The sequence below is a fragment of the Rhodococcus sp. NPDC060090 genome, assembly GCF_042729855.1.
Lineage (GTDB): Bacteria > Actinomycetota > Actinomycetes > Mycobacteriales > Mycobacteriaceae > Rhodococcus.
Genome location: NZ_JBHWXB010000004.1, coordinates 137910 through 162200 on the forward strand (window position 1 = coordinate 137910; position 24291 = coordinate 162200).

23 protein-coding genes are annotated in these 24291 nt (G+C 66.3%); 11 read left to right on the top strand and 12 right to left on the bottom strand.

Features of this window, described 5'->3' with window-relative positions:
* Positions 1-83: 83 nt before the first annotated feature.
* Both ACFWCF_RS07170 and ACFWCF_RS07175 read right to left on the bottom strand, forming a co-directional pair.
* Entirely contained in the window at positions 84-1202 is a 1119-nt protein-coding gene (locus ACFWCF_RS07170; protein ID WP_378558978.1) for an MBL fold metallo-hydrolase, read from the bottom strand.
* Positions 1199-1930, bottom strand: coding sequence for an enoyl-CoA hydratase (locus tag ACFWCF_RS07175; protein WP_378489237.1), 732 nt, complete (start codon positions 1928-1930; stop codon positions 1199-1201). Before ACFWCF_RS07175 ends, ACFWCF_RS07170 begins: the two co-directional genes overlap by 4 nt.
* Positions 1931-2079: 149 nt before the next feature.
* Between ACFWCF_RS07175 and ACFWCF_RS07180 the strand changes: the two genes are divergently transcribed.
* Positions 2080-3066, top strand: coding sequence for an Acg family FMN-binding oxidoreductase (locus ACFWCF_RS07180; RefSeq protein WP_378558983.1), 987 nt, complete (start codon positions 2080-2082; stop codon positions 3064-3066).
* A 24-nt stretch (positions 3067-3090) separates the two neighbouring features.
* On the opposite strand, the gene ACFWCF_RS07185 is transcribed toward ACFWCF_RS07180, so the two are convergent.
* From ACFWCF_RS07185 to ACFWCF_RS07220, 8 genes are all read right to left on the bottom strand, one after another.
* Positions 3091-5046: an ABC transporter ATP-binding protein gene (locus tag ACFWCF_RS07185; protein WP_378558986.1), complete on the bottom strand. Its 1956-nt coding sequence runs from the start codon at positions 5044-5046 to the stop codon at positions 3091-3093.
* A complete protein-coding gene (locus tag ACFWCF_RS07190; protein WP_378558989.1) occupies positions 5043-6776 on the bottom strand; it encodes an ABC transporter ATP-binding protein in 1734 nt (577 codons plus the stop codon). Before ACFWCF_RS07190 ends, ACFWCF_RS07185 begins: the two co-directional genes overlap by 4 nt.
* Before the next feature lie 87 nt (positions 6777-6863).
* Positions 6864-7838, bottom strand: a complete 975-nt coding sequence (locus tag ACFWCF_RS07195) for a glycine betaine ABC transporter substrate-binding protein (RefSeq protein WP_378558992.1) — start codon at positions 7836-7838, stop codon at positions 6864-6866.
* Positions 7835-8572 (bottom strand): ABC transporter permease, encoded by a 738-nt coding sequence (locus ACFWCF_RS07200; RefSeq protein ID WP_378558995.1) that lies wholly within the window; start codon positions 8570-8572, stop codon positions 7835-7837. The genes ACFWCF_RS07195 and ACFWCF_RS07200 overlap by 4 nt, the downstream gene beginning before the upstream one ends.
* Complete coding sequence (locus tag ACFWCF_RS07205) at positions 8569-9834, bottom strand: ATP-binding cassette domain-containing protein (RefSeq protein ID WP_378489231.1); 1266 nt, start codon at positions 9832-9834, stop codon at positions 8569-8571. The genes ACFWCF_RS07200 and ACFWCF_RS07205 overlap by 4 nt, the downstream gene beginning before the upstream one ends.
* Positions 9834-10475: an ABC transporter permease gene (locus ACFWCF_RS07210; RefSeq protein WP_378489230.1), complete on the bottom strand. Its 642-nt coding sequence runs from the start codon at positions 10473-10475 to the stop codon at positions 9834-9836. Before ACFWCF_RS07210 ends, ACFWCF_RS07205 begins: the two co-directional genes overlap by 1 nt.
* A 178-nt stretch (positions 10476-10653) precedes the next feature.
* Positions 10654-10857, bottom strand: a complete 204-nt coding sequence (locus tag ACFWCF_RS07215; RefSeq protein ID WP_378489229.1) for a hypothetical protein — start codon at positions 10855-10857, stop codon at positions 10654-10656.
* An 11-nt stretch (positions 10858-10868) separates the two neighbouring features.
* Positions 10869-11756 carry an SPFH domain-containing protein gene (locus tag ACFWCF_RS07220; protein WP_378558999.1) on the bottom strand — a complete coding sequence of 296 codons (888 nt, stop codon included), beginning with the start codon at positions 11754-11756 and terminating at the stop codon, positions 10869-10871.
* A gap of 173 nt (positions 11757-11929) precedes the next feature.
* Between ACFWCF_RS07220 and ACFWCF_RS07225 the strand changes: the two genes are divergently transcribed.
* The 4 genes from ACFWCF_RS07225 (at position 11930) to ACFWCF_RS07240 (ending at position 15519) form a co-directional block, all read left to right on the top strand.
* Complete coding sequence (locus tag ACFWCF_RS07225) at positions 11930-13039, top strand: NAD(P)-binding domain-containing protein (protein ID WP_378559002.1); 1110 nt, start codon at positions 11930-11932, stop codon at positions 13037-13039.
* Positions 13036-14130 carry a S1C family serine protease gene (locus ACFWCF_RS07230; RefSeq protein WP_378559005.1) on the top strand — a complete coding sequence of 365 codons (1095 nt, stop codon included), beginning with the start codon at positions 13036-13038 and terminating at the stop codon, positions 14128-14130. Before ACFWCF_RS07225 ends, ACFWCF_RS07230 begins: the two co-directional genes overlap by 4 nt.
* A gap of 143 nt (positions 14131-14273) precedes the next feature.
* A complete protein-coding gene (locus tag ACFWCF_RS07235) occupies positions 14274-14870 on the top strand; it encodes a hypothetical protein (RefSeq protein WP_378559007.1) in 597 nt (198 codons plus the stop codon).
* Positions 14871-14874: 4 nt separating this feature from the next.
* Entirely contained in the window at positions 14875-15519 is a 645-nt protein-coding gene (locus ACFWCF_RS07240; protein ID WP_378559010.1) for an RES family NAD+ phosphorylase, read from the top strand.
* 60 nt (positions 15520-15579) lie between these two features.
* On the opposite strand, the gene ACFWCF_RS07245 is transcribed toward ACFWCF_RS07240, so the two are convergent.
* Complete coding sequence (locus ACFWCF_RS07245; RefSeq protein ID WP_378559013.1) at positions 15580-16089, bottom strand: pyridoxamine 5'-phosphate oxidase family protein; 510 nt, start codon at positions 16087-16089, stop codon at positions 15580-15582.
* 55 nt (positions 16090-16144) lie between these two features.
* Between ACFWCF_RS07245 and ACFWCF_RS07250 the strand changes: the two genes are divergently transcribed.
* Both ACFWCF_RS07250 and ACFWCF_RS07255 read left to right on the top strand, forming a co-directional pair.
* Positions 16145-17782 carry an ABC-F family ATP-binding cassette domain-containing protein gene (locus tag ACFWCF_RS07250; protein WP_378489222.1) on the top strand — a complete coding sequence of 546 codons (1638 nt, stop codon included), beginning with the start codon at positions 16145-16147 and terminating at the stop codon, positions 17780-17782.
* On the top strand, positions 17783-18157 hold the full coding sequence (locus ACFWCF_RS07255) for an RNA-binding S4 domain-containing protein (RefSeq protein WP_378559016.1): 375 nt from the start codon (positions 17783-17785) through the stop codon (positions 18155-18157). It begins immediately after the preceding gene.
* A 120-nt stretch (positions 18158-18277) separates the two neighbouring features.
* Here ACFWCF_RS07255 and ACFWCF_RS07260 read toward each other — a convergent pair whose 3' ends face one another.
* On the bottom strand, positions 18278-18943 hold the full coding sequence (locus ACFWCF_RS07260) for a TetR/AcrR family transcriptional regulator (protein ID WP_378559019.1): 666 nt from the start codon (positions 18941-18943) through the stop codon (positions 18278-18280).
* A 153-nt stretch (positions 18944-19096) separates the two neighbouring features.
* Between ACFWCF_RS07260 and ACFWCF_RS07265 the strand changes: the two genes are divergently transcribed.
* The 4 genes from ACFWCF_RS07265 (at position 19097) to ACFWCF_RS07280 (ending at position 24270) form a co-directional block, all read left to right on the top strand.
* On the top strand, positions 19097-20731 hold the full coding sequence (locus ACFWCF_RS07265; protein ID WP_378559022.1) for a bifunctional 3-(3-hydroxy-phenyl)propionate/3-hydroxycinnamic acid hydroxylase: 1635 nt from the start codon (positions 19097-19099) through the stop codon (positions 20729-20731).
* A gap of 14 nt (positions 20732-20745) precedes the next feature.
* Positions 20746-21810: a maleylacetate reductase gene (locus ACFWCF_RS07270; protein WP_378559024.1), complete on the top strand. Its 1065-nt coding sequence runs from the start codon at positions 20746-20748 to the stop codon at positions 21808-21810.
* A 32-nt stretch (positions 21811-21842) separates the two neighbouring features.
* A complete protein-coding gene (locus ACFWCF_RS07275) occupies positions 21843-22748 on the top strand; it encodes a dioxygenase (RefSeq protein ID WP_378559026.1) in 906 nt (301 codons plus the stop codon).
* A 73-nt stretch (positions 22749-22821) separates the two neighbouring features.
* Entirely contained in the window at positions 22822-24270 is a 1449-nt protein-coding gene (locus tag ACFWCF_RS07280) for an Hsp70 family protein (RefSeq protein WP_378559028.1), read from the top strand.
* Positions 24271-24291: the final 21 nt, after the last annotated feature.

Genomic DNA, 24291 nt, shown 5'->3' on the forward strand with positions numbered 1-24291 from the left:
TTTTCAGTGCCCTCTGGTGCACAACCCTGCCGGAGCTGATCGCGCATTCCTCCATGCTGTTGTGGCCGAGGTCGGAGGTGAAATCAGCCGAGGTCGACCCACCACTGCTGGTCCGCACGCGGCCGAGACACGTCCACCCGCTGCCCCGGCATCGGGACGGCCGTCGCGACATTGTTCTCCTGCGCTGCAGGCAACAGACGGGCGATCGGTTCCGACCATGCGTGGAACGCGAGGTTGAACGTGCCCCAATGCACCGGCACGAGGAGGCTGTCACGGCGCTCGGTTCCGCCGAGGTCGAGGTGGGTGCGCACCGCCTCTTCCGGGTTCATGTGGATGTCGGGCCACCGTAGGTCGTACGCCCCGACGGGGAGAAGTGTCAGGTCGAACGGCCCGTACTTCTCGCCGAGGTCGGCGAAGCGGCGGGTGTATCCGCTGTCACCGCCGAAGAACACCGAATGGGAAGGCCCGGTGAGCACCCACGACGACCACAACGTGATGTTGCGCTGCAGACCGCGGCCCGAGAAGTGGCGGGCCTCGGTGCAGGTCACCTTCAGTCCGTCGATCTCGGCGTGTTCGTCCCAGTCGAGTTCGACGATGCGATCCTCGGGTACCCGCCACTTCCGCAGATGCGCTCCCACCCCGACGGGCACGAGGAACTTGGTCCGGGGTTGTGTTGCCGCGAGCGATTCGACGGTGAAGCGATCGAGGTGGTCGTAGTGATCGTGCGAGATGATCACCGCGTCGATCGGCGGCAACACCGACAGTTCCATCGGCATGCGATGCAGACGCATCGGACCGACCGTCGCCGAAGGCGACACCCTGTCGCTCCACACGGGGTCTGCGAGCACCCGATACCCGTCGATCTCGATCAGGACGCTCGAATGCCCGAGCCAGGTCACTGCCAGCGGCGCTGCCTCGACCGGCGCCACGTACGGGGCGACGGGGACTTCACCCTGCGGTGTTCCGCGGGAACCACGGGCGAACAGGTCCTTGACGAACCCACCGCCTGCCTCGGGGCCGAGAGCCTGCGCGGGCTCGGAATTGTGGAAGCGCCCCTCGCGGTACTGCGGCGATCCCGCTGCGTACGGGCGGATGTCGGCAACCGAGGCACCGATCGACGCGGGCAATCCGTGTGCCGCGCGCGCCAACCACACGAGCCCTGCGCCCGCAGCCGCAGAGGAGGCCATCCGCCCGATGTTCATCGGCCGCGGAAGATCGGGTCGCGACGTTCGGCCCGCGCCTGGCGCGCTTCCTGCGCGTCCTCGCTGAGCCACGCCGCGGCAGCTGCCGCCTGCTGTTCGGCGGTGGGGTCGCGGCGAGTTCCGTCGTCGTTGAGAAAGAGCTTGTGCGCGTGCATCGAGAGCGGTGCGAGCTTCGCGATCTCCTGCGCCCACGACTGGGCAGCCGCCAGATCGCCGATCTTGTTGGCCAGGCCGTGGGCCAACGCGTCGTCGGCCTCGATCGCCTCGCACGCGAGCATCACCGTGCGGGCACGACCACCACCGACGAGCGACGCGAGCCGCCGCACCGTCCACCGATCCACCGAGATCCCCAACTTCGCCGCGGGCACCGCGAATCTTGCGCCGGGAGCCACCACGCGCAGATCGGATGCGAGCGCCAGCTGGGTTCCCGCACCGATCGCCGGACCGTTGACGGCGGCGATCACCGGGAGCGGCGCCTCCACGATCGTGCGGAGCAGCTCGGCGAGACTCTCGGTGAATCCCTCCGCGTACACATCGCCGGACAGGTCGGCACCCGCACAGAACGACGTACCGCGCCCGGTGATCACGACAACTCGTGCGTCGTCTTCCACGGCCTTCTCCACGGCCTCGCGGATCTCCACACACAACTGTGTGGTGAGCGCGTTGCGGCGTTCCTCACGCTGGAGTTCCACCGTCAACACGGCACCGTCGCGGCTGATTCCGATCATCACTTCCCCATCCTGTTCGACTCGGGCATCCGCATCATCCCACCACCGCGTGCGGTGTTGAAACCGATGACCATTGTCCCTGGACCCGACGACGCCGACAGCGAACAATGGGGACAAGGCCCGACCTGTCGAACGAGGACGGAGCGCTGATGAGCACCCGCATTCCCGATTCCGACGTGGTGCGTATGGCCGTGGATCTCGCGTGCCGCGCACCCTCGGTGCACAACAGTCAGCCGTGGCACTGGCGATACGAGACCGGGGCGCTCGACCTGCACGCCGACGCGACGCGGATGCTCGCGGCCACCGACCCTTCGGGCAGGCAGCTCGTCCTCAGCTGCGGCGCGGCCCTGCATCACCTCGAGGTCGCGTTCACGGCGTTGAAATGGTCGACCGACGTCCGACGACTTCCCGACGGCGCACATTCCGATCATCTCGCCACCGTCCGTTTCGGACACGGCGCCCGGCCCGCGTCACACGATTTCGATCTCGTCGCGGCGATCAGGCGCCGTTATTCCGACCGGCGACCGCTCGGAACGCCCGACACGGCCATCACCCGGAGCATCGCGTCGAGAGCCGGGACGGATGCCGCGCAGGTGACCGTCCTGTCTCCCGAAGCACGTGCGGTGTTGGCCGACGCGACCGCGCGCAGCGCCGCCCTCCGCCGCTACGACACCTCGTACCAGGAGGAGCTGCGCTGGTGGGCGGGGCACACCACCACGACAACCGGCATCCCGCCCGAAGCACTGGTGACCACGGAACAACATCCCCGGGTCGACGTCGGGCGCCGCTTCCCCGCGGGCAGTAGAACCACCCCGGAGGGAGTCCCGGTCGAAGACGATGCCTCGACGGTCCTGCTGGTCAGCACCTCGGCCGACGAGCGGCACTCGTGGCTGGCCGCCGGCAGGCTGCTCTCGGAACTGCTCCTCGAAGCGACGGTGCACGGCTTGGCGACATGCCCTCTGACTCATGTGACCGAGCTGCCGGGTAGCCGAGAGATCATCGCCGGAGTCACGCCCGACGGCGGTTGTCCGCAGGCACTGATCCGAATCGGGACAGCCGTGCCCGAAGGCAGGCCCGCACCGACGCCGCGGCTTCCCACCGAGGCGGTGCTGTCGGTTGCATCGAGCCGGCGCTGACCGGTCATTCGGCAGCGAGCTCGATCAGCCGTGCTCGACGACCGTCGACTGTTCAGTGCTGTCCACCGTCTCGACAGGGCCGGTGAATTGACTGATGTACAGGTCGTAATAGGCACCGCGGGCAGCGAGGAGCTCCTCGTGGTTTCCCTGCTCGACGATGTGTCCGTCCTCCATGACGACGATGACGTCGGCGTCACGGATCGTGGAGAGACGGTGTGCGATGACGAAACTCGTCCGGTCGGTGCGCAGCGTCGCCATGGCCTGCTGGATGAGCAGTTCGGTGCGGGTATCGACGGAACTGGTCGCCTCGTCGAGGATGAGCACGACCGGCTTGGCCAGGAAGGCCCGCGCGATTGTGATCAGCTGCCGTTCCCCGGCGCTGACGCCTCCGCCTTCCTCGTCGAGCATCGTGTCGTAGCCGTCGGGTAGCGACCGTACGAAATGGTCGACGTGACTCAGCTCGGCGGCTTCGATCACTTCCTCTCGGGAAGCGCTCGGATCGCCGTAGGCGATGTTCTCGTAGATGGTGCCGCCGAACAGCCAGGAATCCTGCAGGACCATGCCGGTGCGTTCGCGCAGATCGTCGCGGGTCATGCGCTGGGAGTCCACACCGTCGACGCGGATCGTCCCCGAGTCGACGTCGTAGAACCGCATGATGAGGTTGACGAGGGTGGTCTTGCCCGCGCCGGTCGGTCCGACGATCGCGACCATGTGCCCGGGTTCGGCCACCAGCGTCAGGTTCTCGATGAGCGGCCTGTCGGGAACGTAGCGGAACGACACGTCGTCGAAGTCGATGCGTCCGCTGTTGGTCGCCGGGGTCTGCGGGTCTTCCGGATCGGAGCTCTGTTCCTCGGCGTCGAGGATGTCGAAGATCCGTTCGGCCGAGGCCACTCCGCTCTGCAGCAGATTGACCATGGACCCGATCTGGGCGAGCGGCTGGGTGAATTGCCGCGAGTACTGGATGAACGCCTGCACCGACCCGAGACTCAACGAGCCCGACGCGACCTGGAGTCCGCCGACGACGGCCACCGCGACGAAGTTCAGGTTGCCCAGGAACATGATGGCCGGCTGGACCAGACCGGAGATGAACTGGGCGCGCCAACTCGAGTTGTAGAGCTTGTCGTTGCGGGTGTCGAACTCGTTCTCGACTTCCTGCTGCCGACCGAACGCCAGCATCAGTTCGTGCCCGGTGATCGCTTCTTCGACCTGCGCATTGAGTTTGCCGGTCGACGACCATTGCGCAGAGAAGTGCGGTTTGGAACGCCGGGCGATCAGGACGGTCGCGAGGATCGACAGTGGGATCGCCACCAGCGCGATGATCGTGAGCAGCGGTGAGATGGAGAGCATCATGATCAGGATCGCGATGACGGTGAGCACCGAGTTCAGTGCCTGCGAGACGGTCTGCTGCAGGCTCTGCGACAGATTGTCGAGGTCGTTGGTGACTCGGCTGAGCAGATCCCCGCGCGGTGTCGTGTCGTAGTAGTGCAGGGGCAGGCGATGAACCTTCTCCTCCACATCGGAACGCAAGCGCTTGATCGTGCCGACGACGACGATGTTGAGCAGATATGCACCGACCCACGCGAGCAGTGCCGACCCCACATACAGGGCGAGAACCGTCAGCAGCACCTGCCCGACTGCAGTGAAGTCGATGCCGACACCGGGGGTGAGGTCCATCGAGCCGACCATGTCGGCGAACGTGTCCTGTCCCTGTGCTCGAAGGTCGGCGACCGCCTGATCCTTGGTGGTGCCTGCCGGGAGCATCCGGCCGATGACACCGTTGAAGATCAGGTCGGTGGCGTGCCCCAGGATCCGCGGGGCGATCGCCGTGAGAATCACTGATCCGACGGTCGCGGTCAGGATCACGATCATGAAGCCGCGATACGACACCAGCAGGTGCAGTAGCCGTTTCATGGACGGCACGAACGAGCGAGGCTTCTGCACCGGCGCACCCAGCGGCTGCCTGCCGCCCGGGCCGGTCACGACCGCTCCTCGACGGCGAGCTGCGATCGGACGATCTCGGAGTAGGTCTCGCACGAGTCGAGTAGTTCGTCGTGCCGCCCCAACCCGACGATTCGTCCGCGGTCGAGTACCACGATCTGGTCGGCATCCATGATCGTCGACACCCGCTGCGCGACGATGATCACCGCAGAGGCGGTGGTCGCGGGGCGTAGCGCGGATCTCAGGCGCGCGTCTGTCGACAGGTCCAGCGCAGAGAATGCGTCGTCGAACAGGTAGATGGACGGCCTGCGGACGACTGCCCGCGCGATCGCCAGGCGCTGCCGCTGACCACCCGAGACCGTCGTGCCGCCCTGGGCTATCGGCGTGTCGAGGCCCTGCGGCATCGCGCGAACGAAGTCTTCGGCCTGCGCGATACGTAGCGCCTCCCAGACCTCGTCGTCGGTGGCATCCGGTTTCCCGTAGCGCACAGTGGAGGCGACGGTGCCGGAGAACAGGTACGCGCGTTGTGGGACCAGCCCGATCGCCGCCCGCAATGCGTCGGGGTCGAGATTCCGGACGTCGATGCCGCCCACCAGAACCGACCCGTCGGTGACGTCGATCAGGCGCGGCACCAATCCGATCAGGGTCGTCTTGCCCGACCCCGTCGATCCGATGACCGCTGTGGTGGTGCCGGGTGCGACACGGAACGACATGCCGTCCACCACCGGGCTGTCGGCACCGGGATAGCGGAACTGCGCGCCGCGGAACTCGACGGTGGCCGGATCCAGGGCGAACCCGACCGGCTTTGCCGGACGCACCACCGACGTCTCGGTGGCGAGGACCTCACCGATCCGTTCGGCGCACACGCTCGCTCTGGGAGCCATCATCGCGAGGAACGACGCCATCATGACCGACATCATGATCTGCATGACGTAGCTGATCATTGCACTCAGGGCACCGATCTCCACGCTGCCGTCGGAGATTTCGTGCCCGCCGACCCAGATGATCGCAACGATGGTCACGTTCGTGATTCCCATGACCACGGGGAACATCAACGCCATCATCCGCCCGACCCGCAGGCTCGCGTCTGCGAGTTCGTCGTTGGCGACCTCGAACCTGTCGGCCTCGTGTCGTTCCCGGACGAATGCGCGCACCACGCGGATCCCCGTGATCTGCTCCCGCAGGATCCGATTGACGCTGTCGAGTCGGGCTTGCATCACTCGGAAACCGGGGACCATCACCCGGATGATCAGGGCCATGGTGACACCGAGAACGGGCACTGCCACCGCGAGCACCCACGCCATGGGCGCCGCGACATGAATCCCCATGGCAATCCCGCCGATACACATGATCGGCGCCGTAACCAGGATGAACGAGCTCATCACCAGCAGGAGCTGGACCTGTTGCACGTCGTTGGTCGTGCGGGTGATCAACGACGGCGCACCGAACGTGCCGACTTCACGTGCCGAGAAGGTGTTCACCCGGTGCAGCAGATCGTGGCGGAGGTCGCGTCCCACGGCAAGTGCACCGCGGGCACCGAAGTACTGACCCCACATCATGCAGACCAGTTGCACGAACGTCACCACGAACATCCAGCCACCGATACGCAGGATGTATCCGGTGTCGCCTTTGGCGACACCGTTGTCGATGATGTCGGCGTTGAGAGTCGGCAGGTAGAGCATCGCGGCCGTTGCCACGAACTGCAGGATCACCACCGCCGCGACGTTGACGCGATATCGCGGCAGGTACGCGGCGATCAGACGAATCAGCATGACGCCATCACCCCAACGACAGTAGTAGGCATGATCATGATCGACCAGCGAATTCTCACCTGTCCGGTTGCGTTCGCGTCGTTCGTTCTAGGAGATCAGGCCCTCGGCGATCAACCACTCGTACGCGACCTCGGAGGGCTCCTGCCCCTCGATGTCGACCTTGCCGTTGAGGTCCCGCATCACATCGTCGGTCAGCCGTGCAGACAACGTGCCCATGAGCTCCGCGATCTCCGGGTATTCGGCCAGGACCTCACCGCGGATCACCGCGGTCCCGCTGTAGGGCAGGAAGAACTCCCGAGTGTCTTCGAGGACGACGAGGTCGAGGTTCTTGATCCGTCCGTCGGTGGTGTAGACCATGCCGAAGTTGCAGGGTTCGCCCGCCGCGGTGGAGGTGTAGATCACGCCCGCATCCATCCTGGTCACGTTGTCTGCGGGAACTCCGTTCGGGTCGTTCAACGGGATCCCGTAGGCATCGAGCATCGGAACGAAACCATCCGGACGACTGAAGAACTCGTCGTCCACACAGAACGTGCGTTCCGCGACAGGCAGGCCTGCGATGTCCTCGAGGCTCTGCACGCCGAGACGCTCGGCCGTCGGCGACGACGCGGCGAACGCGTAGGTGTTGTCGAAATTCGCCGGCGGTAGCCACACGAGGTCGTATTGCTGTTCCTCGAGCTCACGCACCCGCTCCCAGAGTTCACGCGGATCGGCGATCGTCTCGGTCTGTCCGTGATAGGTCACCCATCCGGTGCCCGTGTATTCCCAGACGATGTCGACGTCACCGTTGAGCAGCGCCTGGCGCGACGACGCCGACCCGGGCGCACCCGTGAGATCGGCGACGTCCGCACCGGCCGCCGCGAGGTAGGTGGCGGTGATCTTGCCGAGAACGACGCCCTCGGTGAAGCTCTTGGACGAAACCGTCACCGACGCACCGGCCAGGGGTTCGTCGCCGTCCGGGAGAGCAGCGCTCCGATAGGTACCCGAGGAGCTGACCAGGCCGCACGCACCGAGAACGACCACGCTGACAACCAGGAGAAGAAGGCGAACAGCGTGCGGTTTCATGCGAGGCCTCGGGGGGTCGCGGCGAGCTCGACCAGCCGGCCGAGCCAATCGATGATCATCGCGAGGAGCGCGACCAGGACTGCACCCGAAATGAGCAGAGCGGGAAGGAACAACGTGACGCCGGTGGTGATGAGCGTTCCCAGACTCGGTGCACCGATGAACGTGCTGAGGGTGGCGGTTCCGACCAGGATCACCAGCGCGGTGCGAATACCGTTGAGAATGATGGGTACTGCGAGTGGAAGCTCGACACGGACCAGGGTTCGTGTGCTGGAGAATCCGATGCCTCGCGCCGCCTCGACCACCCGCCGATCCACCTGCCGCAGGCCGACGATCGTGTTCTGGAGAATCGGAAGGATCGCGTATACGACGAGTCCGATCACCGCGGTCCGGAATCCGGTGCCGAACCACATCGTGAACAGGACGAGCAATCCCACTGCCGGGGCAGCCTGCCCGACGTTCGCCGCGTTGACGACCACCGGATTGAGCCAGCGCATCGAGTCGCGGCTCAGGAGGATCCCGAGCGGCACGGCGATCACGATCACGATCACCGCTGCCACCACCGTCAGCACGATGTGGTCCATGATGGTCGCGCGTAAGTTGCCCCACCCGAGGGCGGCCTGCTCGGTGTCCGTGAACGACGACGTCAGGTACCAATACGCGTAGCCGGCACCGATGACGACAATGATCAGTGGCTCGACCCAGACGTCCACCGGCACACGCCGGGTGCGGTTCATCGCGCCCCCCGCACCGGACCACCGCCGGGTTCGCGGTCGGCACCTTCCTCGTGCGAGGTGTACGACGCCTCGTCGCCCGAACGCACCTCGGCCGTGTATGCGCGGATCACCGCCATGACGGTGCCGATTCTCAGTGCGCCCTGCACCACGCCGCGACCGTCCGTGACGAGAACACCGCCCTGACTCGCGGCGAGCATCATGTCGAGCGCGTCGTTCAGTGTGGACGACGCACTCACCACTGGAAGCCGCACGTCGACGAAGTCGGATATCTGCGGCTTCGTGGCGACTTCGGCGAGAGTCGGCCAGGCACGCGGCCGTCCACGTGAGTCCACCACCGCGATCCAATCGTGGCCGGCAGCGCGAGCCCGATCGATCACCTGCTGGGCCGCCTCCCCGACTGTGGCCGTGACGACGGGCTCGTAGTCGACATCCCGGACTCGCGCCAGCGTCAACTGTGCGAGGGTGGCGCCCGACCCGACGAATTCCTCGACGAACGGAGTCGCGGGGTCGGCGAGAATTTCGGAGGGGGGCGCGTACTGTTCGATGTGGCCACCCTCCGACAGGATCAACACCCTGTCGCCGAGTTTCGTCGCCTCCTGAAAATCGTGTGTGACCAGGACGATCGTCTTTCCCAGTTCTTGCTGGATGGCGAGAAGGCTGTCCTGCAGACGTACTCGGGTGAGCGGATCCACCGCGCCGAACGGTTCGTCCATCAGCAACACCGGCGGATCGGCGGCGAGTGCCCGCGCGACGCCCACCCGCTGCTGCTGGCCACCGGACATGTCCTTGGGAAGCCGGTCGGCGTACGTCTGCGGCTCGAGTCCGACGAGTTCGAGAAGATAGTCGGTGCGTTCCGCGATCTGCTTACGGCTCCACCCCAGGACCCGGGGAACTGCGCCGATGTTCTTCGCGACCGACCAGTGCGGGAAGAGTCCTCCCGATTGGATCACGTATCCGATCGACTGCCTGAGCCGGTCCGGGTTCTCTCCGGTGACGTCCCGGTCGCCGATGAGAATGCGACCTTCGGTCGGTTCGATCATTCTGTTGATCATCTTGAGCGTCGTGGTCTTGCCGCATCCCGAGGGTCCGACGAAGGCCACGATCTCGCCCGCGGCGATCTCGAGGTCCAGCCGCTCGACCGCAGGCTTCGTCTGGCCCCGATAGCGTTTGACCACGCCGTCGAGTCGGATCGATTCTCCGGTGATACGCCGATCCGACCCGTCACCTGCGACGACCTCGGGGGTGGTGCGGTCGCTCGTCATCACAGCCCCTTCGAAATGGTAAGGCGTCCGAGCAGGACGAGGAGGGCATCGAAGACCAACGCCACGACGACGACGAGAATGGTTCCGGTCAGCGCCATTTCGACAGCGTTGGTGCCGCCGAGGCGGGACAGACCGTTGAAGATCAAGGATCCGAGGCCCGGCCCGAGGACGTAGGCGACGATGGCCGCGACACCGACGACCATCTGCGTCGAGACGCGAATTCCGCTGAGGATGACCGGCCACGCGATCGGCAATTCGACGAATGCGAGTATCCGCCACCGCGCGAGTCCTATTCCCCGCGCCGATTCGACGACCGCAGGCGACACCGACCGCAGGCCCACCACGGCACTGCCGATCACCGGCATCGCCGCGAAGAAGGCGAGCATCACGAACGAAGGGGTGACACCGAGCCCGAACGGAATGATCAGCAGCGCAAGCAGTGCAAGCGACGGGATCGTCAACGCCACGCGGCTGCCGGTGAGTGTGAGCGAGGACAGCACCGGAAGACGGTAGACCGCAATGCCGATCGCCAACGCGACAAGGCTGCCCACCAGCACGGTTTGGAACGCGAGGGAGGCGTGTTGGTAGGTCAGGAACAGCAATGTCTCCTCACGTCCCTGGATGTAGCCCCACAAACTCACGGCGTACCTCTTGACCTCGTGACCGAGACGCTCCGTCGTGTCGGCGTCGGAGACGCCCCGTCGTGTCGGCGTCGGAGACGCCCCGTCTGATCGGCGAGGCGCCTCCGGACAAGCTATCCGCAATGGAAAGCGGATGTGGGCGGTTCGAACTGTTCTCCCCCCACATCGGGGATCCCGGTCATTCCTCCTCGTCGGCGCGGGGACGACCGGGCCTGCGGATCTGCCCGGCATCCCGAGGCATCCGTCCTTCGTCGGTCAAGGCACGACGGAGGACGAACTCGATCTGCGCATTGGTGCTGCGCAACTCGTCCGAGGCCCATCGCGCGAGCGCGTCGTGGACCGCGGGGTCGAGCCGCAGCAGCACCTTCTTACGTTCGGCCATGCCCCATCGTCCTACTGGTAGAGCGAGCCCGCGTTGACGACGGGTTGTGCACCGTGGTCGCCGCAGAGGACGACGAGGAGGTTGGAGACCATCGCGGCCTTACGTTCTTCGTCGAGTTCGACGGTGTTCTCGGCCACGAGCCGGTCGAGCGCGCTGCCGACGATCGTGACGGCGCCATGGACGATCTGCTCGCGCGCTGCGATCACCGCGCCGGCCTGCTGGCGGCGCAGCATGGCCTGTGCGATCTCCGGGGCGTAGGCGAGTTGGTTGATGCGGGTTTCGATGATGCGAACCCCCGCGGACTGCACCCGCTCGTGGACCTCCTCCGACAGCCTGGTGGTGATCTCGTCGGCGTTCTGACGCAGCGACATCACCTCGGTGGGGCCGTCGTACGGGTAGCTGCCTGCCACGTGGCGGACGGCGGCTTCGGTCTGGACCGCGACGAATTCTTCGAAGTCGTCGACGTCGAACACTGCGCGGGCGGTGTCCTCGACCTGCCAGACGATGATCGCGGAGATCTCGATGGGGTTGCCGTCGGCGTCGTTGACTTTCGCCCTTCCCGTTTCGTGGTTGCGGATGCGGGTGGTGATCTTGTGGCGCGAGTTGAGCGGGTTCATCCACAGCAGACCGGGTTCGCGCAACGTACCCGAGTACGACCCACCGAGCAGCTGCAGAACGCGGGCTTCGTTGGGCTCCACCAATATCAACCCGGTGAGGAGCACGGTGGCGACGACGAAGACCACCGCACCGATGACGATCAGCGGCACGTCGACCTCGATCGCGCCCCACACGATCAGTCCGATCGCGGCGAGCCCCACGACGAGGCCCGCGACGAGCACGGCCCAGCCGTTGAACGAGCGGCCCGGTCGCTCGACTGTGAATGTGTCCGGTGTGTCCATGAAGCTCCCTCTCGATACCTTTAGGATATTAAATTGATATCACATTATCGGGCCGGAGCACCATCACGAATCCGATGTACCGGACGTCGACCCAACTCCCTGCACCGTTGCCGCACACGCACCCGCTTTGCGAGGCATCATTGGAGACACGAGAGTCGACGGGGAGGGGTTCGATGACGCCCGAGGACACCGCGGCCGATACGAAGGCCGTCGACGTCGTCGTGATCGGCGCCGGGCAGGCGGGGCTGTCCTCCGCGTACTACCTGCGCCGATTCGGTGCCCCTCCGGAAACCGGTTTCGTTGTCCTGGACCGCTCCTACGGACCCGGCGGAGCATGGCAGCACCGGTGGCCGTCCCTGACATTGAGCACCGTCAACGGAATTCACGACCTTCCCGGGTCCGCATTCGAGGACATCGCCGGTTCCGGGTCCGGTCTCGCCCCCGCGTCCACGGCGGTGCCCGAGTACTACGCGGACTACGAGAAGCGGTTCGAACTCCCGATCCACCGCCCGGTCCAGGTCACGGTGGTCTGCGACCGCGGCGACCACCTGCGCGTCGAAACCGACTCCGGGATATACACCGCCAGGGGCATCATCAACGCCACCGGAACCTGGGAGCACCCCTTCGTCCCCTGGTATCCCGGAGCCACTCGCTTCCGCGGGAGGCAATTGCATACCAAGGACTACCACTCCGCCGACGAGTTCGTCGGCAGACACGTACTGGTCGTCGGCGGCGGCATCTCGGCGGTGCAACTGCTCGACGAGATCTCCCGTGTCACGAGAACCACCTGGACCACGCGACGCGAACCCGCGTGGCGCGACGAGGAATTCACTCCCGAGATCGGCAGGGCCGCAGTGGCATTCGTCGAGAATCGGGTGCGACGCGGCCTACCGCCCGGCTCCGTCGTCTCCGTCACCGGGCTACCCGTCACCCCGGCGATCCGAGCCGCCCGCGAGCGTGGCGTCCTCGAACGGCAGCCGATATTCTCCGAGATCACCGAGACCGGCGTGCAATGGCCCGACGGATCACAACTCGACGTCGATGTCATCCTGTGGTGCACGGGCTTTCGCAGTTCCCTCGACCACCTCGCACCATTGAACCTGCGCAACGCGGGCGGCGGGATCACACTGACCGGCCGGCTCGCAACCCGGGTCGAAGGTGATCCTCGAATCCATCTGGTGGGGTACGGTCCGTCGGCGTCCACCATCGGCGCCAACCGCGCAGGGCGCGCGGCGGCACGCGAACTCGTCGACCACCTGGAGGCGGAGGCCCACGCGACGTGAGTGGGCGCGGCGGGTCGGTGCTGCTGGTGGCGCTCGCTGCCACCGCGAGTCTCCTGGTGAGCGCACCCGCCGTCGTCGAGGTCGAGACACCCCCGCCTGCACCCGTCGCGGCACCCGCACCACCGCCACCCCTGCCGTCCCTGTCGTTCGACGAACTCGTCTCCCGCACCGAGTCGGTGGTGGTCAACATCGACGCGCACCGCGGGTGGAGCGGGGTTGCCGGCACGGGAATCGTCCTCACCTCCGACGGCGTCACGCTGACGAATCATCACGTCGTGAGCGGCGCCACCGAAATCACTGCAGTCAGTCCCGCAACCGGACTGATCTACGACGTCGCCGTCACCGGCTACGACCGCACCCGCGACATCGCGGTCCTGCAACTCGGCGCGGCACACGATCTGCCGGTCGCCGACCTGGCCGAGGCGCCACCGGAGGTCGGATCCCCCGTCACTGCATTCGGCAATGCCGACGGCGGCGGTGTGGTCGTCGCGGCACCGGGCACGGTCGTCGCGCACGACCGTAACGTCGTGGTGCGCGACTCGACCGATGGTTCGCGCCACCGGCTCACCGGCATGCTCCAGACCGACGCGGCGATCCGGCCCGGCGATTCGGGTGGTCCCCTCGTCGACGCATTCGGTGTGGTGGTCGGAGTCAATACCGCGGGTTCGGTCTACCGCGACGAAACGGAAATCATCGGGATCGAAACCGGCGATTCACCCGAGGCGTACGCCGTACCCATCAGCGAAGCACTCGACGTGCTCGAACAAGTGCGCAGCGGGGTCGGTTCCGATACCGTCCACGTGGGCCCCACCCCGCACCTCGGTGTCAGCGTCACCACCGCCCGCTCCGACAGCGGCGACCGGGGCGCCGAGATCCTGTGGGTGTCGTACGACTCCCCCGCCTACCATGCGGGTCTCGAAACAGGCTCTGTGATAGTCGATTTCAACGGTGCGCCGGTCTCCTCGACCGCCGACCTCGAGGACGCACTCGGCCGCCTTCGCCCGGGCGATCAAGTACGTGTCGAGTGGATCGACGAGACAGGGGCATCGCACTCCACCGACCTGACGCTCGAGACCGGCCCCGTCCGCTGACCCTCGATCGAGTGCGCAGTTGTCGTCGCATTCTTCGAGAAGGAGCGACGACAACTGCGCACTCGATGCGGAACTATCTGCCACCCTGCGACAGAAACGACAAGAGGTACGATGTTGTTATTGTCGCACCACAGGAGGCCGACATGAACATCGATCACGATCTCGACGCAGAACTGCGCGCCCTGCCCGATGGCGCGTTTTTCACCCTTCTTGCCCGCGAAGTCGACCGTCGCGAGTCGATGAGCTCGGTCCGCGACGCCCTGCTCTCACTTGTCGCCTCAGGGCCCACCCTCAGCGCCTCCATCGCTTCGGCTGTCCCCACGCACACAGTGACAGAGGCCGTCACGCGGGCCCGGATCGAAACGTCTGCCCGGCAACAGATCTTCGAGCACCCCCATCTCGAGGCGAACGATATCGCCGAGGTCCTGCAGTCCCGTGACAAAAACCGGCGCAGCCCGGCCAGCCGGCTACGCGAACGCAGCGACATCGTCGGATACGAGATCGGCGGACGCTTCCTCTACCCGAGTTTCCAGTTCGACGCCGCCACGGCGAAGGTCCGGCCCATCGTCTCCGAAGTCAATCAGCTTCTCGACGCCAAGCACGACCCATGGGGGGTGAGCTCCTGGTGGCTCAGCCCATCAGGATGGCTCGAGGACGGGCAATCGCCTGCTGATCTCGCTACGGCCGGCGGTCACGAAGATCGGATCCGCGCCATCGCCCACGACCTGCTGGCGGACTGACCCGGTGCCCGCAGCACCACCGCCACCCGGCCTGACCGGAAAGCCCGTCCTGGTGCCCCTCCGGGCAGGCACCGAACTGTGGCGGATCCACCACGAAAAATACGCTGCCAATGCGATGAATCCGACTCCGCAGCCCGCAATTCCCGGCGGCGCCCGATTCGACAGCCTTACCGGCGACTACGCCTACACCTACCTCGGCGATTCGCCCGAGGCGGCCGTCGCAGAAACCCTGTGCCGGAACCTGGCGGTAACCGCACGGCCTCGGTTGATTCCTCGCGCCCAGGTCTCAGGCCGCGTACTGAGCCGACTCACCGTCACCACCGACATCACCGTGATCGCCCTGCACGGCCCGCACCTGTCCGCCGTCGGACAGGACACCTGGCTCACCAAATGTGATCCCTCCGACTACGTGCAGACCCGATCCTGGGCACGCGCACTGCTGACCGCGGCGCCCTCGGCCGCTGGACTGACATATCGATGCCGTCACAACGAAGACCGCTTCGCCTGGATGCTCACCACCGACCCCGCCTACCCCCGCCACCCGACCCTCGACAGCAACGACTCAGTCCCGCTCCACAGCCCGGCCGGCCTGGTGCTCGTCGAACGAATGCTCGCGCACTACAACGCGGCGCTGGCCTCTACGGTCTGATCAACTCCCGCCCAGTAACAGCACCCACCACACATGGGGCAGGCCAGGAACCCGACCCATCTAGCGGAACCTGTGGGCGGTCTGCCCGTGCGGTTTCTTCGCGAACGCGAGCACTTTGCGAGGCGCGACGCGGAACACCCACGCGAACTCGTCGGCAATGCCGAAGCCCTCGTCGCCGACCTCGAAGCGCCACGCCTCGCCGTACTTGTCGAGGTAGGCGGCAGCGATCGCGGTGAGCGTGTCGTGGTCGGTGACGCGGGCGGCTTCACCTTCGAGAACCACGTCGACGCCGGAATCCCACTCGTTGCGCCCGGTGGTGACGGCGATCCTGGGGTCTCGTACGAGGTTGAGCGCCTTCTGCTCGCCCGGGCCGACCGTCAGGTGGAAGGCGTCGTCGTGCCAGACGCCCACAAGGGGTGCGACGTGTGGTCGGCCGGAGGTGTGGGTGGTGCTCACCCAGTACAACGGTGCAGATGCGAACAGTGCCTCGGTCTCGGGCCACGGCGTGGGTTCGGCGCCCGGTTCGCCGTATCGGGAGTCGATGGTGGTGGTGACAGTGGGTGTGGTCATACCGGTACCGACCCGCGCCGGACGGCGAACTCATCGCGACGGCGATAATCATGGGGTGAGCGCAACCCTACGTATCAGCGACCTGTCGGCCTCCCGCGGCGAACGCACCCTGTTCGACGGGCTGGACCTCACGGTCGCACCCGGCGACGTGATCGGCCTGGTGGGCGCCAACGGCGCCGGAAAGTCGACCCTGCTCACGACCCTCGCAGGTACAGGAAGCGCCGATGTCACCGGCACCGTCACATTGAGCCCTCCCGACGCGACGATCGGCTATCTCGCGCAGGAACCCGAGCGTGTGCCCGGCGAAACGATCCTCGGCTTCCTGGGGCGCCGCACCGGCGTCGCCGACGCCGAACACACCATGAACGCGGCAGCCGAAGCTCTGGGCGTCTCCGAGGTCGACGACTACACCCCCGCACTCGAACGGTGGCTTGCGCTCGGCGGCGCCGATCTCGCCGAACGGGCAGAGAAGGTTGTCGCCGATCTCGGCCTCGACGTGGGTCTCGACGCGCCGATGGACGGCCTGTCGGGCGGGCAGGCCGCCCGCGCCGGCCTCGCGGCCCTGTTGCTGTCGCGCTACGACGTGCTGCTGCTCGACGAACCGACGAACGATCTGGATCTGGCCGGGCTCGAACAGCTCGAACAGTTCGTCTCCGAGACCCGCATCGCACTGATGGTCATCAGTCACGACCGAGAGTTCCTGGCGCGGACGGTGACGGGAATCGTCGAACTCGACCCTGTACAGCAACAGATCTCGGTGTACGACGGGGGTTACGAGGCGTATCTCGTCGAGCGTGACGTCGCGCGACGTCACGCCCGCGAACAGTACGAGGAGTACTCCGATACGAAATCGACGCTCGAGGATCGCGCGCAGATGCAACGCAACTGGCTCGAACACGGCGTCCGCAATGCGCGACGCAAATCCAAGGACAACGACAAGGCCGGACGCAAGGTCCGCGCCGAATCCACCGAGAAGCAGGCCGCGAAGGCGCGACAGACCCAACGGCGGATCGAACGCCTCGACGTGGTCGAGGAGCCACGCAAGGAGTGGGAACTGCGCATGTCGATCGCTGCGGCACCGCGCAGCGGCACGATGGTCGCGTCGCTCGACGGCGCGGTCGTCACTCGCGGCGATTTCACACTCGGTCCCGTCACCACACAGGTCGAGTGGGGAGACCGGATCATCCTCACGGGGCCGAACGGTGCCGGGAAGACGACCCTGCTCCGCATGCTCCTCGGCACCCTCACACCGGATTCGGGGCGTGCCACCCTCGGTTCCGGAGTGCTCATCGGCGAAATCGACCAGGCGCGAGCACTTTTCGAGGGAGACGAGCCGCTCGTCGAGGCGTTCGGACAGCAAATTCCCGACTGGCCCGACGCCGAGGTGCGGACACTGCTCGCCAAGTTCGCTCTCAAGGGGCACCACGTCCTCCGGCCGGCGGCATCGCTGTCGCCGGGGGAACGCACCCGCGCGGGCCTCGCGCTGCTGCAGGCGCGCGGGGTGAACCTACTGGTACTCGACGAGCCCACCAACCACCTCGACCTGCCTGCGATCGAACAGCTCGAGCAGGCCATCGAGAGCTTCGACGGAACGCTGCTGTTGGTGACGCACGACCGTCGCATGCTGGAGACCACGCGCAGCACGCGCAGGTGGATGCTCGATGACGGACGACTGAGCGAGGAGTTGCTGTAGATGAGCGGAAGTGTCCGGGTGGACAGCTGGACGTGGTCGGTGCGCTTGTTCAAGACCCGTTCGGCTGCGGCGAGTGCATGCCGGGGCGGGCACGTGCGGGTCGACGGCGCGACTGCGAAGCCGTCGACGCCGGTCACGATCGGCGCCGAAGTGCGGGTCCGCGTACACGGAGTGGAGAAGATCGTCGAGGTCGCGCAGCTCGTGAACAAGAGGGTGGGCGCACCGGTCGCGGCGACGACGTACATCGATCACAGCCCTCCCCCGCCTCCGAAGGAGGTCTTGGCTTCCATTCCGCGCCGCGATCGTGGTGCGGGGCGGCCGACCAAGAAAGAGCGGCGCGAACTGGACCGTCTCCACGGCTTCAACGAGGACTAGAACTTTTTGTGTGACCTATGGTCAGCGCGGCGCGCGTGCTGGGTGAGCGCATCGGCGCCGGTGGCATTCGCAAGGACCTCGATGCGGAGGTGTTGCTCGACTGCATGGTCGGGACCCACGTTATCGAGTGCTCGGCACGTCCGAGAGCTCAGGTAATGGCCGTGCGGCGATGTCCCGCGCCTCACCGGGGGTGACGCCGACCATACAGAGCATCGCCTGAGCGAATACCTCGTCGATGCCATCTTTTACCGGCGCGGAGATCACGTAATGCAGGGTCGACAACAAGGCCCCGAAGACGCACGCCGTGGTCATATCCACATCGGCAATGGTGAAGCGTCCACTGTCCACACCTTGGCGCAGGTCACGCGCAGCCCGGGGTCCGAGGATGCCGATGAGCTTGGGGTGAGCGACACCGAGTCGCACCACGAACCATCCCCACAAGGGGTCGCCGATCGCATGACGCACGAGGTGACGCAACGACGAGGAAAAGATCTCGGCAGCATCGTCCATCCCGGCTGCCATCAAATCCATTCTGGCACCGAGTGATTCGATCGACGCCTCGGCCACAGCCTCGACGATCTCGTCTCGGGACTGGAAGTAGTTGTAGAACGTCCCGACCCCGAGGTCGGCGGCCTCGGTGATGTCCGACAGACCCACAGCATCCACGCCGCGTTCTGCGACGAGAGTCCGGGCCGCATCGATCAGACGTGCTCGCGTCTTCTCGCGCCGACGCTGGTGACGCGACGTCGATGCGGGCGTCGCGGAGCTGTTCGTCGTTGCGGGCACGTCGCAAACGTTACGTGATCGCGCCGACTGCCGAGCCCGCACGAAAGTGGCGCATGACGCATCTTTCATAACTGAGGCATTGCTCAATATTGAGTCCTATGTCATTATCGGATCGTCACTATGACCCAGATCACCCACGGAAGGAAGCTCGCGATGACGGACACACGGACGTCCCACCCCGGGGCAGACCTCGCGTACGACGCCGACGTAGCAGTGGTCGGCTGCGGCCCCGTCGGCACGCTGCTGGCAGTGCTGCTCGGCCAACGCGGTCACCGCGTGACGATCGTCGACAAATGGCCCGCACCGTACGAACAGCCCCGCGCGGTCACCTACGACCACGAAATCGCCCGCATCCTCTCGATTCTGGGCATCGACTCGGACAACGACCCGGCGGTCGAGTACCACGACGACCTCTATCACTGGCGCAACGCCGAGGGAGAAACCCTCCTCGAAGTCGACTGGAAGTCCATCGCACCATCCGGCTGGCGCACGCGGTACTGGTTCTCCCAGCCCGAACTCGAGAAGCGACTGCGCGACGTCGCCTCGACTTTGCCCAGCGTGACGATGCGACGCAGCTGGTTCGCTACCGATCTCGAGCAGGACGACGAGGGGATCACGCTGACCGGGCAGCTCACCGGCACAGACGGCACTCAGGTTTCCGAGGTGATCAGAGCGCGATACGTCGTCGGGGCGGACGGCGCCAACAGCTTCGTCCGCACGGCGCTCGGCCTCGAGTTCGCCGACCACGGGTTCTTCTTCGACTGGCTGATCCTCGACATGATCATGCCGGACACTTCCGGTCTCGATCTCGGCCCGACGCACTGGCAGCTGTGCGACCCGGCCCGGCCGACAACGATCGTCCCGGGCGGTCCCGGCCGCCGCCGCTGGGAGTACATGGTGCTGCCTGGGGAGAACCCCGTCGAACTCGCCTCCGAGCAGTCCACGTGGCACCTGCTAGAACCGTGGGGCGTCACTCCCGACAACGCCGAACTCGAACGTTCGGCGGTCTACCGGTTCCAGGCACGGTGGGCGGAGAACTGGCGCAACGGCAGCGGACTGATCGCAGGCGATGCCGCACATCTGATGCCGCCGTTCGCCGGCGAGGGCATGTGCGCCGGCCTTCGGGATTCGGTGGCCCTGGCATGGCGTCTGGATCTCGTGCTCTCGGGCAAGTCCGGCGACGACGTACTTGATTCTTACGGCACCGAACGCAAGGGACACGTCCAGCACTACATCGACTTCTCCATGCGCCTGGGCAAAATCATCTGCATCGCCGACGCCGACGAGGCGACCGCCCGGGACCAGCAGATGATCACCGAACTGGCCGCCTCCGACGGCACCCCGGTCGACACCGACATGGCCTCGCTGGGCCCGGGACTGTGGCTCGCCGGCAACGCACACGCCGGGGAACTCTCCGTCCAGGGCATCGTGGAGGCGAACGGTCGACGGGGCCGCTTCGACGAGGTCGCGGGCCGCGGCTGGACCGTGATCGGCCGCGGTGTATTCCCGGCCGAGGTGCTCACCGACGAACAAAGCCGGGCGTGGGAGGACCTGGACGGACGCTGTGTCCGGATCGGGACAGCGGGTACGAACTGCGATGTGGTCGACGTGGACGGCACGTACGAGAAGTGGCTCGACGAGATCGGCGCCGACTTCGTGATCGTGCGCCCAGATTTCTACGTCGCGGCCACCGCCTCCGATGCGGCAACACTGCGGGCCTCGCTCGACACCATTGTCGACGGGCTGCACCTGACCACCCTCGACCGCACGCCGGTCGCAGCCCGATGAAAGGAGCCACTCCCGTGAGTCCGACTTTCGATCACGTCACCCTCGGCCAGCGTGTTCTGTTCGGATCGGGGCGCGCCGCCGACAACCTCGCAGCGGAAGTGACCAGGCTAGGCGCGCGACGCATCATGGTCATCGCCTCACCGTCCGAAGTCCCTGTGGCCCAAGAAGTCACGAAACACATCGATGGGACCCTCTTCCACGACGACGTCGCCCCGCACGTGCCGATCGCCAAGGCCGAATCGGCCCGCGCGGCGGCGGCGGAGCACTCGATCGACCTGCTGGTGTGTGTCGGCGGCGGCTCGACCACCGGGCTGGCCAAAGCCGTTGCGCTGACAACGGGGTTGCCGATCGTCGCGGTACCCACCACATACGCCGGCTCCGAGGCGACCAATGTGTGGGGCCTGACCGAGGCTGCCCGCAAGACGACCGGCGTCGACGATCGGGTGCTGCCCGTCACGGTGATCTACGACGCGCACCTGACGCTGTCTCTGCCGGTGGAATTGTCGGTCGCGTCCGGCCTCAACGGTATGGCCCACTGCATCGACTCGATGTGGGCGCCGCGCACCGACCCGATCAACCGTGCTTTGGCCGCCGAGGGCATCCGGGCGCTCGCCGAGGGGCTGCCCGCGATCAAGAACGATCCGCAGAACCTGAGAGGACGCGAACAGACTCTGTACGGCGCATACCTGTCCGCGGTCGCTTTCGCTTCGGCCGGATCCGGTCTGCATCACAAGATCTGCCACGTCCTCGGCGGCGCCTACGACCTGCCCCACGCCCAAACCCATGCCACGGTCCTGCCCTACGTGCTCGCGTTCAACGCTCCCGCCGCGCCCGAGGCGGAACACAGGATCGCCGGCGCATTCGGTACCGACACCGCCGTCGCGGGACTGGACGCTCTGCGGGTCGCGCTCGACGCCCCCCGAGCCTTGAAGAACTACGGACTCGACGAGGCCTGGATTGCTGAGGCCGTGGAGCTGATTCTGCCCTTCGTTCCCGACTCGAACCCTCGTCCGGTGACCGCCACCGATCTCGAAGCGCTCCTGCGCGCGGCCCACGCAGGCGAAACCCCTGTGCTGTAAAGGAACATCGTGCTGTGAAAGGAACACCGGAGATGACCACCCACACCGAAACACCTGTCAGCCCAGAACAGCAAGCTCTCGAGGACGAACTCGTCGCCACCGTCGTCGCCTCGTTCGACGCCGCCGACAATCCGCGTCTGAAACACGTCATGCAGTCGCTGACCCGGCACCTGCACGCGTTCATCCGCGACGTGCGCCTGACGGAAGAAGAATGGAGCAAGGCAATCGGGTTCCTCACCGCCGTCGGGGAGATCACCGACGACAAACGCCAAGAATTCGTTCTGCTCTCCGACGTGCTCGGCGCATCCATGCAGACCATCGCCGTCAACAACCAGGCCCACAAGGGCGCCACCGACGCGACGGTCTTCGGCCCGTTCTTCGTCGACGACGCCCCCGAGATCCCGCTCGGCGGCGACATTGCCGGCGGCGCAACGGGACAGCCGTGCTGGGTCGAAGGCACCGTCACCGATACCGACGGCAACCCCGTGGCCGACGCCCGCATCGAAGTATGGGAATGCGACGAAGACGGGTACTACGACGTGCAATACAGCGACGAACGAATTGCCGGCCGCGCGCACCTGTTCACCGACGACAAGGGGCAATACCGATTCTGGGCCCTGACACCGGTGCCCTACCCCATCCCGCACGACGGACCGGTCGGCAAGATGCTCGCGGCCGTAGGACGCTCCCCCGTCCGCGCGGCACACCTCCACTTCATGGTCACCGCCGACGATCTGCGCACCCTGGTCACCCACATCTTCGTCGACGGTGATCCACAGATCGAGATCGGCGACAGCGTCTTCGGTGTCAAGGACTCACTGATCAAGCAGTTCGACGCGCAGTCGCCCGGCACCCCCACTCCGGACGGCCGCAGCCTCGGCGACCGCAGCTGGGCACGGGCGCGTTTCGACATCGTGCTGGCACCCGCCGGAGTCTGACGAAGCGCACGGCGCCCGATAGCCGTCCCCGCTTCATGCGCGCGACCGTAACCGGACCGTTACAGTTGTCGTCATGACTTCAGTTCTCGGCGTATCCGTCGGTGCCAGCGCTGTGCGCTTCGCGTGCCGTGAAGCCGAGAGCCTCGACAGCCCGGTATTCCGATCACGCTCGGTGACCACGACCCTGGAACGGCCGGAAGAACTGGTCGCCGACTTCATCGAAACGTTGCTCGCCGATACCCGCGAAATCGGCGAGGTGCAGGCCATCGGCGTCGCGTACCGGAACGAGACGCAGGCCGACGTCGTCCACGCCGCGATGGCACGGCTGGAGATCAGTAACGTCCAACTGGTTCCCGAAGTGACGGCCGCCCTGCAGATGCTGGAGACGTCCGGAGAGCTCGGTGACACCGAGACGCTCGTGTTCTACGACCTCGGCAGCTCCGGCCTCACCGTCACTGTCGTCGATCGAACCACCTCGATAGTGCTCAGTACTGCTCGTTCGGACCAGATCAGCGGCGACCTCGTCGACCGGCTGATCTTCGACCACCAACTCGAACTGCACCGCTTCACGCAGCCCGCCGACGCGGCAGCGCAGCGCGCTCTCGCCGCGAGGTGCCGCGATGCGAAGGAGCAGCTGTCCACCAACGGCGCGGTATGTCTGCCAGGCGAGGGCGGTCTGCTGCTGCTCTCACAGGACAGTTTCGATTCGCTCATCGACGACCCCGTGGAGACGTCGGCCCGCCTCGCTCGTGAGGTCATCCGAAGCTCGGGACGCAGCCCCGACGCCGCGGTCCTGATCGGCGGCGGTGGACACATTCCGCTGGTCGCGTCCGTGATGGAATCGTGGCTCGACGTTCCGGTGATCGTGCCCGCACATCCCGAGCTGGTTGCCGCGGAGGGTGCGGCGCTGCTCGCTGGTCCGGGAACCGGCGAGGTCGCTGCCGCGGTGGTATCGCCGGCGGAGATACCGTCAACGGACAACACGCGCGAGTCCACCGACACCCTCGACGCCCCCGGGACGTCCGCACCGACACACAACGCCGCGGCCGACGGGCAGCGGAAACAAAAGACCTTCGTACTGGCCGGCGGTGCCATCGCGGTGGTCGCTGCGGTCGGACTCGGCGTCGTCCTACTGCAGGGCTCGGAAGGCGACGCACAGCCCGTCGTCACGCAGCAGAACACGCAGGCACCGGCGGCGCGGGAAATAGCGCCGCCGCAGCCCACCCTCACCACAGAAGTGGTCTCACCTCCGGCAGTCGCCCCGCTGCCGGTCGACGAAGTGCCGACGATCCCCGCGCAGACCGAGGCGGTCACCACGTATCCGCCGCAGACACAGAGTCCGGCACAGGCGCCTGTCGTCCCCCAGCCGCAGAGTGTTACGCCGGCCGACTCGTCGGCACCGCCGCCGCCGTCGCCGGAACCTGCCCCGCTCATTCCCGGTCTGCCACAGATCCAGCTGCCCACGCTTCCTCCGCCCCCGCCGCTCCCCCTGCCGGAGTTGCCCCGTATCCCCGGGTTCTGAGCTCACCTACCGTCGAAAGCT